This window comes from Stenotrophomonas sp. STEN020 (assembly GCF_056760195.1).
In genome coordinates this window covers 25,079-39,885 of sequence record NZ_JBRREI010000027.1, presented here as the reverse complement: position 1 = coordinate 39,885, position 14,807 = coordinate 25,079, and the positions used below count along the sequence as shown (strand labels likewise).

At 64.4% G+C, this 14,807-nt stretch carries 14 protein-coding genes; 6 read left to right on the top strand and 8 right to left on the bottom strand.

Going from position 1 to position 14,807, the window contains the following annotated elements; all coding sequences use genetic code 11:
• The first annotated feature begins 54 nt into the window (after positions 1-54).
• Entirely contained in the window at positions 55-2,607 is a 2,553-nt protein-coding gene (mprF, locus tag ACVOLZ_RS12730; protein WP_481516471.1) for a bifunctional lysylphosphatidylglycerol flippase/synthetase MprF, read from the top strand.
• Positions 2,608-2,765: 158 nt separating this feature from the next.
• On the opposite strand, the gene ACVOLZ_RS12725 is transcribed toward mprF, so the two are convergent.
• From ACVOLZ_RS12725 to thpR, 4 genes are all read right to left on the bottom strand, one after another.
• Complete coding sequence (locus ACVOLZ_RS12725; RefSeq protein WP_481516490.1) at positions 2,766-4,094, bottom strand: virulence factor family protein; 1,329 nt, start codon at positions 4,092-4,094, stop codon at positions 2,766-2,768.
• 297 nt (positions 4,095-4,391) lie between these two features.
• Entirely contained in the window at positions 4,392-4,589 is a 198-nt protein-coding gene (locus ACVOLZ_RS12720) for an oxidoreductase-like domain-containing protein (protein ID WP_481516470.1), read from the bottom strand.
• A 62-nt stretch (positions 4,590-4,651) separates the two neighbouring features.
• Positions 4,652-5,251, bottom strand: coding sequence for an HD domain-containing protein (locus tag ACVOLZ_RS12715; protein ID WP_481516469.1), 600 nt, complete (start codon positions 5,249-5,251; stop codon positions 4,652-4,654).
• Positions 5,252-5,347: 96 nt separating this feature from the next.
• Positions 5,348-5,935, bottom strand: a complete 588-nt coding sequence (gene thpR, locus ACVOLZ_RS12710) for an RNA 2',3'-cyclic phosphodiesterase (RefSeq protein WP_481516468.1) — start codon at positions 5,933-5,935, stop codon at positions 5,348-5,350.
• Positions 5,936-6,211: 276 nt separating this feature from the next.
• On the opposite strand from thpR, the gene ACVOLZ_RS12705 reads away from it, so the two are divergent.
• The gene (locus ACVOLZ_RS12705) at positions 6,212-7,312 is read left to right on the top strand and encodes a tetratricopeptide repeat protein (RefSeq protein WP_481516467.1); all 1,101 of its coding nucleotides are present in this window, start codon (positions 6,212-6,214) and stop codon (positions 7,310-7,312) included.
• Between the two features lie 36 nt (positions 7,313-7,348).
• Here ACVOLZ_RS12705 and ACVOLZ_RS12700 read toward each other — a convergent pair whose 3' ends face one another.
• Positions 7,349-7,681: a zinc ribbon domain-containing protein YjdM gene (locus tag ACVOLZ_RS12700; RefSeq protein ID WP_481516466.1), complete on the bottom strand. Its 333-nt coding sequence runs from the start codon at positions 7,679-7,681 to the stop codon at positions 7,349-7,351.
• Between the two features lie 354 nt (positions 7,682-8,035).
• Here ACVOLZ_RS12700 and ACVOLZ_RS12695 point away from each other — a divergent pair, with 354 nt between their 5' ends.
• On the top strand, positions 8,036-9,412 hold the full coding sequence (locus tag ACVOLZ_RS12695) for an Hsp70 family protein (RefSeq protein WP_481516465.1): 1,377 nt from the start codon (positions 8,036-8,038) through the stop codon (positions 9,410-9,412).
• A 154-nt stretch (positions 9,413-9,566) separates the two neighbouring features.
• Here the strand turns inward: ACVOLZ_RS12695 and ACVOLZ_RS12690 are convergent, their stop codons facing one another.
• From ACVOLZ_RS12690 to ACVOLZ_RS12680, 3 genes are read right to left on the bottom strand one after another with little or no spacing between them, the layout of a single operon-like run.
• Positions 9,567-10,457, bottom strand: coding sequence for a DUF4097 family beta strand repeat-containing protein (locus ACVOLZ_RS12690; protein WP_481516464.1), 891 nt, complete (start codon positions 10,455-10,457; stop codon positions 9,567-9,569).
• A gap of 11 nt (positions 10,458-10,468) precedes the next feature.
• On the bottom strand, positions 10,469-11,026 hold the full coding sequence (locus ACVOLZ_RS12685; protein ID WP_481516463.1) for a hypothetical protein: 558 nt from the start codon (positions 11,024-11,026) through the stop codon (positions 10,469-10,471).
• Complete coding sequence (locus ACVOLZ_RS12680) at positions 11,026-11,598, bottom strand: RNA polymerase sigma factor (RefSeq protein WP_481516489.1); 573 nt, start codon at positions 11,596-11,598, stop codon at positions 11,026-11,028. The genes ACVOLZ_RS12685 and ACVOLZ_RS12680 overlap by 1 nt, the downstream gene beginning before the upstream one ends.
• 237 nt (positions 11,599-11,835) lie before the next feature.
• Between ACVOLZ_RS12680 and ACVOLZ_RS12675 the strand changes: the two genes are divergently transcribed.
• The 3 genes from ACVOLZ_RS12675 to ACVOLZ_RS12665 all read left to right on the top strand — a co-directional run bounded on the left by ACVOLZ_RS12675 (position 11,836) and on the right by ACVOLZ_RS12665 (position 14,736).
• Positions 11,836-12,417, top strand: a complete 582-nt coding sequence (locus tag ACVOLZ_RS12675; protein ID WP_481516462.1) for a mechanosensitive ion channel domain-containing protein — start codon at positions 11,836-11,838, stop codon at positions 12,415-12,417.
• A 448-nt stretch (positions 12,418-12,865) separates the two neighbouring features.
• On the top strand, positions 12,866-14,125 hold the full coding sequence (locus ACVOLZ_RS12670) for a sugar transporter (protein ID WP_481516461.1): 1,260 nt from the start codon (positions 12,866-12,868) through the stop codon (positions 14,123-14,125).
• A 92-nt stretch (positions 14,126-14,217) separates the two neighbouring features.
• Positions 14,218-14,736: a GNAT family N-acetyltransferase gene (locus tag ACVOLZ_RS12665; RefSeq protein WP_481516460.1), complete on the top strand. Its 519-nt coding sequence runs from the start codon at positions 14,218-14,220 to the stop codon at positions 14,734-14,736.
• Positions 14,737-14,807 lie beyond the last annotated feature (71 nt).

Genomic DNA, 14,807 nt, shown 5'->3' with positions numbered 1-14,807 from the left:
GAGGGCTAGTCTTATGCGTCCGCGCCGCGCCAGCGCATACCCCTCAACACCTGCATGACCGCGTCTTCCTCGTCTTCGGAACCTTCAACGCCGGGTTGGCGCCGTATCGCTGCCATCCTCGTCACCTTGGCCATCATGGCGATGGCACTGCATGCATTGGCCGGCGAGTTCAGCGACCACGGCTACCACCAGATCCGCAGCGCCGTACGCGGGCTTTCATGGTCGCAACTGGGCATGGCAACGTTATTGGGCATGGCCAGCTATGCCTGCCTGATCGGTTTCGATGCGATCGGCCTGCGCCGCGCCAAGCATCCGTTGCCGGCAACTCGCGTCGGCATCACCGCCTTCCTGGCGCATGCCGCGGGGCAGACGCTGGGCTTTGCCGCACTCACCGGTGGCGCCATCCGCGTACGCAGCTACGGCCAGGCCGGGCTGAGCCTGGCCGAGATCGGCCAGGTGGTGCTGATGAGCACCTTGGGCTTTGTGTTCGGCGCATGGCTGCTGCTCGGCCTGGCCTTGCTGCTGGAGCCCGGCGCCGCTGCGCTGGCGCTACCTATATCGGCCAGCGCGGTTCACGCATTGGGCATCGCCATGCTGGTTGGCTTCGCCGCGATGCTGCTGCTGGTGGGCCGCGGCGGCCGAAGCGTGGGTTGGGGCCAGCACCGCATGTGGATACCTGACCGGCGCACGGTGCTGGAAGTCACCGCGCTGAGCGTGGTTGAGCTGGGTCTGGCATCGGCCGCGTTCTACGTACTGTTGCCGGCGCAGGCCGAGGTCAGCTTCATGGGCTTCGTCGGCCTGTATCTGGTCGCAGTGGTGGCCGGGCTGGTGTCTACGGTGCCGGCCGGGCTGGGCGTGTTCGAGTGGAGCCTGCTCAAGCTGCTGCCACAGGTGGCACCGGCTGCCATCCTCGCCGCTGCCGTGGCCTATCGCGTCACCTACTACCTGCTGCCGCTGTTCCTGTCGGCGCTGCTCGCCGCCCTGGCCAGCGTGCGGCGCCCGCTGCGCAGCGGTGCTGGCACAGCCTGGTCGATAGTCCGGCCATGGTTACCGCAACTGATCGCGCTGGCGGTGTTCGCCGCCGGTGCGCTGCTACTGATCGACGGCACGCTACCCGTACCGCATCAGCGACTACTGCCGGCATCACTGCCGATCGTGGAAACCTCGCATCTGCTCGGCAGCCTGGGCGGTGTATTGCTGCTATTGATCGGGCAAGGCCTGCAACGGCGCAGCCACTCCGCCTGGATGCTGGCATTGGCGCTGTGTATTGTCCTGCCGGTGCCGGCCTGGTTGCGCGGCGGCCATCTGACCGTGGCGCTGACCTTGCCGCTGGTAGCGGTGGCGCTATGGGCGGCGCGACGCGAGTTCTACCGCGAAGGCGCGCTGCTGGATGAGGCGTGGTCGTGGCCATGGCTGCGCAATGTCGCGCTGGTGCTGGTGGCGACGGTGTGGCTGCTGTTCTTCGTCTACAGCCACGTCGAATACCAGAACGAGCTGTGGTGGCAGTTCGCCACCTCCGGCAATGCGCCACGTGCGCTACGCGCCTTGCTGCTGGTCTGCATCGCGCTGATCGTGTTCGGGCTGGCGCGCCTGCTGCACAGCACCCGCAGCCCACTGCCCTTGCCGGATGCAGCAACATTGGAGCAACTGCGCCCGGTGCTTGCCTTGGCCCAGGACACCCAAGCCTGCGTAGCAATGACCGGCGACAAGGCGATCCTGCGCAGCGAGGCCGGCGATGGCTTCGTGATGCTGCAGCGTTACGGCGGCTCGTTGGTGGCGATGGGGGATCCGGTTGGACCACCGCAGGTGGCAGCGGCCCTGATCTGGCGTTTCCGCGAGGAAGCCGACCGGCTGGGCCTGCGTCCGGTGTTCTACCAGACCAGCGACAAGTATTGGCAACACTATCTGGATCTTGGCCTGACCCTGGTCAAGCTGGGCGAGGAAGCGATGGTGCCACTGCAGGATTTCAGCTTGGCTGGCAGCGAACGCGCGGATCTGAGGCAGGCATGGAACAAGGGCAAGCGACTGGGTCTCAGCTTCAGGCTGGCCGATGCCAGCGAGGTCCCGGCCTTGTTGGGCGAATTGGCGGAAATCTCCGACGCATGGCTGGACGAAAAGGCTGGCGAAGAGAAGGGCTTCTCGCTGGGCAGTTTCGAGCCCGCCTATTTGAGTCGCTTCCCGGTGGCACTGGTCGAGGCAGAGGGCCGCATCGTCGCCTTCGCGAATATCTGGCAGGCACCAGCCGGGCATGAGCTGTCAGTGGACCTGATGCGACATCGCCCGGACGCCCCCAAGGGGACGATGGATTTCCTGTTCATCGAACTGTTCCTGTGGGGCGCGGCGAATGGCTATACCCGTTTCTCGCTGGGCATGGCACCACTGACTGGCCTGGCCCAGCACCGGCTGGCCGGTCGCTGGAACCGTTTTGCCAATCTGGTCGCCCGACATGGTGAGCGTTTCTATGGCTTCAGCGGACTGCGCCGCTTCAAGTCCAAGTTCGCACCGGAATGGCGGCCGCGCTATCTGGCCGCACCCGGTGGTGTGCATCTACCTGCTGCGTTGCTGGATGTGACCCGGTTGATATCGCTGGATCCGAGCCGAAGGTAGGTTTATTGAATTGTGGGGGGGGGGGGGGGGGGGGGGGGGGGGGGGCGGGGGGGGGGGGGGGGGCGCGCGGGGGGGGGCCGGCGCCGCCCCCCCCCCCCCCCCCCCCCCACCCGCCCCCCCCCCCCCCCCCCCCCCCCCACAACAGCCCAGATAAATCGCTACGGCCCCTGCACGTGCTGCAGGATCGCCTTGGCCAGCCCATCGTAATCGCCTTCAAAGTGATGATCGCCGGGCAGCTTGATCAACTGCGCACTGCCGACCGGCAACTTCGGGCACAGCGCATCATCGTCATCGGCGCCGTAGATGCACAGCGTGCGATCAGCAGCCATGCGACGTATCTCAGGTGCAATCGGCAGGCCGTCATCACTACCGCTGGAAATCCAGTTGCTGACATGGAATTCATAGTCGGCAGTTTCACCCACCGACATCAGCGCGGTCATCCGCAGCATCTGTGCGGTGGCCGGCGGCAGCTTGTTGATGGCCGCCGGCAGCACGTCGGCGCCCTGCGAGAAGCCGATCAGCATCAGCTTGGGCCGCTGCCAATGGTTGCCGTAGTAACGCGCAATCCGGTCCAGATCGACAGCAAAGCCTGCCGGTGTGCGCTCACTCCAGAAGTAGCGCAGCGAATCCACGCCGACTACCGGAATCCCTGCCTGCGCCAGCGCACCAGCCACATCCTTGTCCAAACCCGCCCAGCCACCATCGCCGGATACAAATACCGCGAAGGTATCGCCCTGTCCGCTGGCCGGCACCTCCACCAGCGGCAAACCGTCCAGATCCTGCGGCACCGCCGGCAGGCTGACGCCGCGCTGCGCGCCCAGCACCCGGGCCGCGGCAACTTCGCCAGGCACGGCACTGCCTGCGCGGGTACGTTCGAACTGACGCGCCCATGGCACTGCGTCAATGAAAGTCGTCACCGCCGTCGCCGGGCACGCCTGCCCCTTGCCTGCAGCCGCGTTCAACCAGGGGAAGCGCAACGGCTGCGGCAGCAGTGCCTGCCCCTTGATTGCATCGCCGCAGGTCATCGTCGCGTTGCGCAGCTGCGGGCAGAAACCTTCGGTCAGCAAGCCGGCAAATACGTCCGGATCAGCCTGGGTGGCGACCGCATACGCAAGCGCCGCACCGGCAGCATCACCGCCGAGGATAGGCAGGCGGTAAGTCGGCACGTGATAGTACGCCTGCACGTAGCGCGAGAAATTCTCCACATCGCCTGCGGAGAAGCCGCACTTGCCGCCCTCCTTGGCCAGTACCTGGTACAAATGCCGAGTATCTATATCGACCACCATCGCGCCGTCATCGCGCAGGGCCTGCAGCCGCGCCTGATGTCCGGCAGAGGCCACAGCATCACCGAACCACAGCACCACGCGCTGTGCCGGTCCACTGGGCAACAGCACCGGCACATGCTCGAATCGCCCATGGCTGACCTGCTCCACAGCCATTGCCGGCGTCGCCAACAGGCTCAGCGCCAGCACACCCATCCCCCACATCACACGTGCCATGTAAAGGCCTCTAGAAACATGCGGCAAAGCCTACGCCCATAGCGGGCAGAAAGATGTCGAAAGCGCAGGCTCCGGCCTGGCGCTGTTTACTCAAGCAACGCCGCGCCATCAAGTCCCGGCCTGCTGCGAACCTGTGGGAGCAGCGTATGCCGCGAAGTTGATGCTGTTCAAACCTCTCCGTCCGATGATGCCCTGGCTTCGCGGCTTACGCCGCACCCACAGAAGATCCGGCGCCAAGGGCCGAACTCAGGAGGACGCGAATGCTCAGCTGAACTGCATTGCCACTCAGGCCTGCGCTTCAGGGTGACGCGCAGTCCATTCAGCCAGTTTCTGCCGGTAGGCCAGCAACTCATCGGTATACAGATCGAGCACACACAGCGGGCAGCCGCTGCCACAGCATTCGTTCGGACCCGGCGCTTCCGGCGGTTGCGGACGCGGATCGGGATCAGGCGTGGCGGTGGCTTGGACGGACAGTTCGTTCATTACAGCGGCCGGTTCGGCCTGATCAGCAGCGGGACAACCCATATTTTAGCCAAAGCGCAGGCTCAGGCCGTGGTCCGTCGCAGGTTGGCACGCGCCGCCGCGTCGTAGCGTTCATGGAAGAAATCGCTGAAAAAGATGCGCGGCTGCACCAATAGCTTCTTCAGGAAACGCCGCCGGTTGAGCCGGAACAGGAAGCCCGGCACCTTGCCCTGGTATTCCTCGGCAATGCCACGGTCATAGGCATCGAAGACCGCCTCCGGTGCGCCCAGGATCGCCATATCGCTGTCCAGGAACAGCGCGGCATCGGCATCCAGCCCGTCACCGCTCAGGCTGCCATGACGCGCGGTGAGTTCAATCAACGCGGTCACCCGCCCCACATCCACTGCGGTATCCGGCAGCCAGCGCTCAATGCCGGACGCAGCCAACTGTGCGGAGCGCGCCTCGTTGTCGCCACGTCCGGCCTCGTAGATCGCATCGTGGTAGAGCACTGCCAGCAACACTTCCAGCGGCTGCTGCCAGCCGGGCCCGGCGGCGACATCGTGGTAGTGATGTAGCACCGCCTGCACATGACCGAAGTTGTGATACGCGCGCGGCGGCTGCGCGTAGGCGGTTTTCAGCTCGGCCAGCAGCGGTGGCGGCAGGGTCTGCAGCAAGTCATTCATGCCGGCATCTTGGCACGAAGCTGTGAAGCAAACGTGGCGTCGGGCAAACGCAAGAATCCGCAACGAAGCGCTTGCGCTGCTCGCGGCACAGCGCGCTCAGCCCAGCTGCCAACGGCCTTCGATCTGGTAACGCCCTTGCCCGAGGAAACTGCGCACCAGCACGAATTCACGCACGAACCAGCGCAGCGGCTGCACCGGCTGGATCGGCAGGCGGCGGCGGTCGTACAGCAGAGTCATATGCGGGGTGAAACGGGGGTCCAGCTTGCCGCCCACACCTTGCAGGCAACGGGCCAGTTCCTCGTGTAGGCCGTTCAACAGCTCGGCACCGTACTCGCTGCGCAGCACGAACGGGTTCTGCCGGCTGCCGGCAAAGCTGCCCACCTGATCAAAGCAGACCTCGAACTCGGGCATGCGCACCCGCGCTGCCGCCTGCCGCACCTTGGGCAACAGGCTTGGCGGTAGGCCGGCATAGTCGCCCAGATGATGCAAAGTGACGTGCAGACGCTCGGGGGCCAATGGATGCCCGGCCAGGCCATGCTCCTCGCGCAGGCCATCAGCCAACTCGGCCACCCGCTCAGCCGTGAGCGCATCAGGCATCACCGCGAAGAACAGGCGTTCGGTTGGAATGTCACTGCCCAGGCCCAGGGTCATCTGGGCCTCGGTGGAGGAAAGCTGCTTCGTCATGGTCTGGTATCGAAAGCCGGCTGCCGTACCCGCTCCGTCGCGGCGGCCACTACTGTCTTGGGCCGCGGATACTAGCAGACCACGCCGGCCGCGGCCCGGCCATGGCGAAAATTTAGCCACCGCCCGGCAAGCCAAGCCGCACAAGGGCTGCCAATAGTTATCCACATGTTTGCACAGCGCTGGTCCACACCCGCTGTGGATTTGTCCCCTGCCTGCTTCCATACCCCCGTAACAGGCCTACACTGGGCAGGTCGCAGCAAACTCCGGGTGATCGCCATGATCGGTTGGAACGCGTTGGTCCTGCTCGTTGCCAGCAGCGTGGCCTTGGCCGCGCCAACGCCAACGCCAGTCCCCGCTCAGGTCCCCAGCCCGGAACAAGTAATGGCGATCCCGCCGGAAGTGCGGGTGCTACTGCGGGATCGGGTCCTCAAGGTGGCCAATTCACCGGAGCAACGCCTGCAACGATTGGTCGAGCTGGTGTTCCGCCCGGAGGGACTGGGCCTGGAGTACGACACTGAAGCCACACTCACCGTCGCCGAGACCTGGCAACAACACCGTGCCAATTGCCTGTCCTTCACCTTGTTGTTTGTCGCCTTGGCCCGCGAGATCGGTCTGGACGCGCACATGCAGGAGGTGGGGCAAGTGGTGTCCTGGTATCAGGACCAGGGGCTGATCTTCAATGCCGGCCACGTCAATGTAGGCATGCGTGTGGATGGACGCCCGGCAACCCTGGATCTGGACAGCAACGTACTGTACGACCGCCGCGGCCCACAGCCGATCAGCGACCGCCGCGCGCTCGCCCACTTCTACAACAACCGCGGCGCCGAGCAGCTGGCCGCACACGACTACTCCGGTGCCCGCGCCTATCTCGACGCTGCGCTGCGCATGGACCCGCGTTTTGTACCGGCTTGGAGCAACCTTGGAGTGCTGGATTCACGCGAAGACGACCTCAGTGCCTCCGCCAGGGATCTGGAAACCGCGCTGTCGATCGACAGCTCGCACGCCCCGGCCCTGCACAACGCTACAAAGCTCTATCAGCGCATGGGCGACACAAGCCGCGTGACACAAATGCAGGCACGGCTGGAACAGGTGCGCATACGCGACCCGTTCTATCAATTCATGCAGGGAAACACTGCCGAGCGCGACGGCGACTATACATTGGCGGCGCACTACTACCGCGAGGCAGTGCGCCTCTACAGCAAGGCCCACCAATTCCATTTCGGGCTGGCCCGCGCCTACTTCCTCAGCGGCAACAACCGCCTGGCCGAGCGCGAGATGGCGCGAGCTCGTGATCTTGGCGGCGATCAACTACGCGCGGTGTACCAGTCCAAACTGGAAGGCATCCGGCGGCTCGAAGCCCGCCACGCGGCGCGCTGAACGCGCACCGCCGGCGGCTTCAACAGCAAAACCGGCTCAAGCCTTGCGCAGGAAACAGGTCTTCAGCACCAGGCCCTTGATCTTCTCCGAGTTGCCTTCAATGTGCTCGGCATCATCTTCAACCAGACGGATGTTGCGGATCACCGTGCCCTGCTTGAGTGGGATCGACGAACCCTTGACCTTCAGGTCCTTGATCACGGTGACGGTGTCACCGGCCGCCAGCACATTGCCGTTGCTGTCGCGCACCACCAACGTGGATTCGGCGGATTCGCCAGCGGTCCATTCATGCCCACAATCGGCGCAGATCCACAGCGCGCCATCGGCATAGACGTTTTCCAGCGAGCACTGCGGGCAGGAAGTAACAGACATGGGGGACTCCCGTACATTGAATAACCACCTATTGTAGCCGTTCAGCCAAAAACGCTCCCGGCAGCACCAGGCACGTGGCACGGGTCTCACCGAGCGCAAGCCTATGCCCCGCTGCTGACGCACGTCCGTATCCGTGAGCAGCGGCGCACAATTCATCATCCGGGGGGCAGCGATATGAACAGGATGATGGTCACGTTCATTCAGGTAGCGGCACATGCCGGAAAATCGTGACGCGGTTCGTGATCGCGCAGACATGGCGCCAGCGAACAGCCGTTCACGACCAGCATGTGAAGCCAGCCGCGCGGCGGCGTAGTACAGTGCGCGGCCGATTCAGCAGCAAGACGCGCAGGCATCATGAAACTCGGCATCGACTTTGGCACCAGCAACTCGGCCGCCGCCGCACATATAGACGGCAAGGTAGTCCCGGTCAGCTTTGGTGAGGCCCAGCAGTTCCGCACCACGGTGTACTTCCCCGAGGTGATGCGCGACCCCAACGACTTCGAGCTGACCCCGGCACTGGAAGCGCAGGTCGACGACCTGATCGAATCCGGCCGCCGTGACGCCCGTGCAGTCGGCAATACGCGCAGCCATGAGCAGCTGCGCAGCGACGCCATCCGCGTGGTACGCCGGCAATGGATGGAGGAACGCATACGCGAGCCGCGCAGCTCCACCACCCTGCTGCAGAACGCGGTTTATGGTGACGATGCGCTGGAAGCCTATTTCGAAGAGAACGAAGGCAATCTCGTGCAGAGCCCGAAGTCGATGCTGGGCTACAACCTGCATCCGCGCGCCAAGCAGACCATCACCGGCATCGCCACCCATATCCTCGAACACATCCGCCTGACCGCCTCGCGCCAGCTGCAGCGCAATGTGCGCAGCGCCCTGCTCGGCCGACCGGTGCAGTTCCGCAGCTCGATTGGCGCAGCCGGCAACGACCAGGCGCTGGATATCCTGCGCAGCGCGGCAATGGCGGCCGGGTTTGACGAGGTGGACTTCCTCGAAGAACCGGCAGCCGCGGCCATGCACTACCACGCGGTCAGTAGTGAGCGCCACGAGGCGGTGATCGTCGACGTCGGCGGCGGTACCACGGATATCGCCCATGCCAGCGTTGGCGGCAACACCGCGCCGCAGATCCACCGCGCCTGGGGTATCGCACGTGGTGGTACCGATATCGACCTGGCGCTGAGCTTGGCTGGCTATATGCCGCTATTCGGCCGCGGTATCACCCGCGTACCTGCGCACCACTACGTGGAAGCAGCGATGGTGCAGGACATGACCCGCCAGCGTGACTTCCGCCAGCACAGCTACGATGCCGTCGACGTGCCCTATGGCCCGCGTCTGCAAGCCTTGCAGGACACCGGCAATACCGCGCGCCTGTACCGCGCGGTGGAGCAATGCAAGATCGCCCTGAGCAGCCATCCCAACCACCACAGCGTGCTGGACTTCATCGAAGCAGGACTGTCAGTCGACATCGATGCACCGCATCTGACGGCCGCTGCCGGTGGTTATCTGGGCGAGTTGGAGACGTTGCTGCAGCAGGTACGTGCCGATATTGGTCACGACCCTGCGGCGGTGTTCCTGACCGGCGGCATGTCGCGCGCCGGCTATATCCAACAGGCCGCCGCGGCGGCGTTCCCGACGGCCCAGCTGGTGCACGGCGACCCGTCGTTCGGCGTGGTGCAAGGGCTGGCGCTGGCGGCAACAACGAGTGCAGCGGTTGCAGCCTTGTAGGAGCGGCGTGAGCCGCGAAGCCGGAAGCAACGAAACTACGGGCGTGTCTGTAATCTGATTGATTGCGCACTTCGCGGCTCAAGCAGCTCCAACACAAAGCAGTGCCGACCATGGGTCGGCACTGCAGGAGTTGCTTCGAAAAAAAGCGAGGCGATCAGCGATCCAGACTCACGCGCACACCGCCCGAATGCGACTGGATGGAAATGTCGCCATCGCCTCCACCAATCCGCGCATCCAGATTTTTGCCTGGCCCATAACGCGGGGTCTGCACCTGGCCTACATCCGAGCGGATGCTGCCGCTGAAGGTGCTGACCTTCAACTGCGCCGAAGTGTTGGCCGGCAAGCCCAGCGACACCGAGCCACTCACCGTCTCCAGATTGACCCGGCCACCGGGCTGCAAACCAGCGCTGCGCACGCCCAGGCTGCCTGATACCGACTCGGCATTGAGCCGCTGCACCTTGGCCAGATCCAAGGTGATGCCGCCAGACACGGTATTGACCGAGACCTCACCGCCGCTGGCACCGGCCGCATTGATCCCACCGCTGACCGTTCTGGTCTCCAGACGCGATGTCTGCAGCTGCGAGCGGATCGCGCCGCTGACCGTTGTCAACTCGGCCTCAGCAGCGCGCCCATTGGCGGTGATATTGCCGCTGACGGTGCTGCTCTGCAGGCGACGCAGGTCCACATCGGACACATCCACCATCGCGCTGACGGTACTGGTCTGCAGCTGCGCAGCGCGCGGCACGCGCAGCTCCAGCACCGCGCCACGACTGCTGCGGCCGTTCTGCGGGTAAACCACTTTCAAGGCCACCCGGTTGGCACTGCTTTCCACCTCCAGCCGCTGGCCGTCGCCCAGCGAGCCGGTGAGCTGCACTTCGTTGCGGTCCCAGCCACGCACGGTGACTGAACCGGCCACATTGCTCAGCTCCACGCGGCCACCGCTGGACAAGGGCAGATTGCGATTGACCGCGGTCTGCGCAAATGCGCTGCTCAGCGGGGCCAGCAGCAGCGCTGTGGCGATCATATTGCGGATGCAGGCTTTCATCAGGTGCTCCTTCAAGTCGAGAGTCCGGTCGGGTTCACGCCCTTGCGGGTGAGTTCAAGCCGCAGCGCGTAGGTGCGCTGCAACTGTCCAAGTAAAAATGCGGCGTCCGGGCTTTGCGCGATCGCGCTGCGGATGCTGCCGGCGCTTTCATCCAGCTCACGCAGGGCAGGCTGTAGCTCGGTCGCGAGGTTGTCCTGGGGAATCGCCGCCATCGCCTGCCGGTACTGGTAGGTGATGTTGTTGGCCTGATGCTGCAGGGGAGACTCTTCCACAGCCACCGACGCCGCAGGCTGCTGCGGCAATAGCGAAACACTGGCCACACCGACCAACGCGACAACCACCGCCGCTACGGCATAACGCGGCCAGTGGCGCTGCGACGTCCGCCGCACCGGCGCAGCGTTCACAGATGGAGCGGGGGCCGCATCTGTCTGCTGGTTACGCGTGACCTGCTCCAGCTCCGCGGCAACGCGCTGCCACACCGCGGCCGGGGGTACCCGCTCTGCAGGCAGCCCGCGCAGGCGCTGCGCCAACTCATCATCGTGGTCGCGGTCGTCTTCGTAGCTATTCATCATGCGTCTCCAAGCCGCGTGCGCAGCAAACTGCGGGCACGATGCAATTGGGCCTTGGAACTGCCGACAGCCATCTGCAGTTCCACGGCGATTTCCTGGTGTTTCCAGCCTTCAATGTCGTGCAGTACCAGCACCGCGCGGGCGCGTGGCGGCAGCGTCAACAGCGCGCGTTCCAGATCCATGCCGGTGGCATGGCAGCGCGGGGTATCAGCTATTTCAGCCAACAGCTCCATCCCCGAGTCACCGATATCCAGCGATTCAAACGTTGCCGCGCGCAACTCCATCAGCGCCGTATTCACCGCCAGCCGATGCAACCAGGTAGCCAGCGCGCTCTCGAATCGGAACTGCGGCAGCTTGCGCCAAGCCTGGATGAAGGTTTCCTGCAGCACATCCTCGGCACGCGCCGCGTTGCCGCCGCACAACCGCCACAGCAAGGCATACAGGCGCGGCGAGTGGCGCCGGTAGATCCGCTCGTAGGCACGGGTATCACCAGCTGCGGCGGCACGGGCCAGCGCGGCGTCGTCGACGACGGGCGGTGAAGGGGCGGCGGTAGTCACGGTGGCGTCGAGCATATCCATTGGATGCGGCAAGCAGGCAAAAGGTTTAAACCCAACTCAATTCTTTGCCTATCGGGCCTGCCGACACGCCGCGACTGGCGGCAAACGCCACACTGGCCGACAATCGGCGCTCGCCAAACCGTTGCTGCCGATGTTGGGTAGCCCCGTCATTACGCGTGGCGTCGCGTTTGGCGCTGGCCAGCCGCGCCGCCCCCACTGCACTGAAACACTGACGTACCGCAAGGAAACCGCATGAAGCACTACCTCCCCGCCTCGATGCAGCAATGGATTGACCCCATCAACACCGGTCTGAGCATCCTGCTGATCCTGGTCGTGGCCTGGCTGCTGCGCCTGCTGACCCGCCGTCTGCTGTCCCGGCTGGGTCGGCATTACACGCTGCCGGCGCAGATCGAGATGGCGATCCGACGGCTGACCAACTTCGTCATCGGCACGGTAGCCCTGGTCGCCATTCTGCAGACACTGAACGTACAGGCCAGCGTGCTATGGACCGCATTCACTGGCTTTGCGGCAGTGGGTGCGGTGGCGTTCTTTGCCGCCTGGAGCGTGCTGTCCAACATCTTCTGCACCTTCCTGATCTTCACCACCCGCCCGTTCCGGCTCGGCGACCAGATCGAACTGCTGGAAAACGGCGAAAAGCCAGGCCTCAAGGGTGTGGTCACCGACATCAACCTGATCTACACCACCCTGCACGAAGTCGGCGGCCCAGCCGAAGGCACCTTGATGCAGATCCCCAACAGCCTGTTCTTCCAGCGCGGCCTGCGCCGCTGGCGCGGTGGCGATACCACCCCGACCACCGTGCAAGGCGACGGCTGAGCGGATCGCTCTGGCTTTTCTCTGGCTTTTCTCTGGCTTTTCTCTGGCTTTTCTCTGGCTTTTCTCTGGCTTTTCTCTGGCTTTTCTCTGGCTTTTCTCTGGCTCTGCTCCGCCCCTGCACTGGCCCGTCATCCCCGCGAAGGCGGGGATCGCTCTGGCTCTGACTTTGCCTTTGAGTTCGAATCCCGCTCCAGCCCGAGCTTTGCTTCGAAAAGCAAAAGCAAGAACAAGAGCGATCCCCGCCTTCGCGAGGATGACGGCATACGGCAAAGGCCCAAGCAAAAGCCCAAGGCAAAAACCCAAGGCAAAAGCCAGCCCCAGAACCCTCGTCCAACTGAACAAAGATAAGGCAACAACCTGCCGATCCACAGCGTTCCGCTCGCGTCCACACAGCCCGTGCGAAAATTGCCGGCATTGAGCGACCGGCCCGGTCGCAAGCCCGCACGCAATGTCCTCCTCTCCCAATACCTCCTGCCCTGCCCCGCAGGCAGGCGACGCTTTTGCCGTTGCTGAAGCCCAGGATACGCGCTCTGACCGCCAACGCTGGCTCAGCGTCATCGCCCTGGCCCTGGCAGCCTTCGTATTCAATACCAGCGAATTCGTACCGGTCGGCCTGCTCAGCGACATTGGCGCCGACTTCGGCAAGCCGATCGAGCACGTCGGGCTGATGCTGACCATCTACGCCTGGGTAGTCGCACTGACTTCGCTGCCGTGCATGCTGCTGACCCGCAATTTCGACCGCCGCAAACTGCTGCTGGGCGTGTTTGCACTGTTCATCCTCAGCCATGTGCTGTCGGGCTTTGCCTGGAGTTATCCGGTGCTGATGGCAAGCCGGGTCGGCATTGCGCTGGCACACGCAGTGTTCTGGTCGATAACCGCCTCGCTGGCGGTGCGCGTAGCGCCGCAGAACAAGCGTCCGCAGGCGCTGGGGCTGCTCGCCACCGGCACTTCCGTGGCGATGGTGCTGGGCATCCCGCTTGGTCGCATCGTCGGCGAGCTGTTGGGCTGGCGCATCACCTTCATGGCCATCGGCGGCGTCGCCTTGCTGGTGATGCTGGTGCTGGCGCGCCTGCTGCCGGCGCTGCCCAGCCACAACAGCGGCTCGGCCAGCAGCATCCCGCTGCTGCTGCGTCGCCCGGCCTTGATGGCCCTGTACCTGCTGGTGATGGTGGTGATCTCCGCCCAGTTCACCGGTTACAGCTATATCGAACCGTTCGTGCAGAAGATTGGCGGCTTTGATGCGCATGTGACCACGCTGGTATTGCTGTTGTTCGGCGGCATGGGCTTCATCGGCAGCGTGTTGTTCTCGCGCTATGGACTGCGCTGGCCGCGCGGTTTCCTGCTCACCGCGATCGGCACCCTGGCAGCCAGCTTGTTGCTGCTGCGCACCGGCCTGCACAGCAGTTGGCTGCTGTATGCACTGGTCTCGGTATGGGGCGTGGCGATGATCAGCTTTGCGCTGTCGATGCAGTCCAAGGTGCTGAACCTGGCCTCCGATGCCACCGACGTGGCGATGGCTTTGTTCTCGGGCATCTTCAACATCGGCATCGGTGCCGGCGCACTGATCGGCAGCCAGGTCAGTCTGCAGCTGGGCATGCAGCACATCGGCCTGGTTGGCGGCCTGATTGCCGCCGCAGGCTGGCTGTGGTGCCTGTTCGCAATGCTGCGCTGGAGCGGCAGTTTCCAGCTCGGCGGCGCAAAGCACTGATCTGCCGCAACGCACACGTTTACAGCGTGTCAGCCGCGGGTATGCTTCCCTCCACGCCCCTATCTCCGGGGGCATGCTACGGGGGCAAGCTCATGGATCAGGACATCACTTTGCGCGACGCCGAGCTCGCCGATGCCGCTGCGCTGAGCGCGCTGATCACGCCGTTGGCGCGGCATCTGCTGGACGCAGACAGCGGCGCCAGCGCACATGCCTTCCTGGCCTCATTGACCCCGGCCAGCTTTGCCGAACGGCTGGCTGACAAGGACTTCGCGCATTACCTTGTGGAAGATGCCGGCACACTGGTCGGCATGATCGCAATGCGCGGCGACAGCCACATCCATCACCTCTTCGTCAGCCGCAGCACGCGCAGACGCGGCATTGCCCGTTTGCTATGGGAGCATGCGCTGGGCGTGCATGGGCGCCGCGAGTACACGGTCAATTCGTCCGAGGTTGCAGTGCCGGTGTATGAGCGGTTTGGCTTTGTCAGCAAGGCGGCGCCGCAGACGGTCAAGGGCGTGCGGTTTGTGCTGATGGAACGGCCGAGATTGGTGCCGCGGGTGGTGCAGAAGCAGTATTTGAACGATGTGCTGCCGGTGCCGGGGAAGAGCTGAGGCTTTGGGCTTTGGGCTTTGGGCTTTGGGCTTTTTTGCCGTCATCCTCACGAAGGCGGGGATCGCTCTGG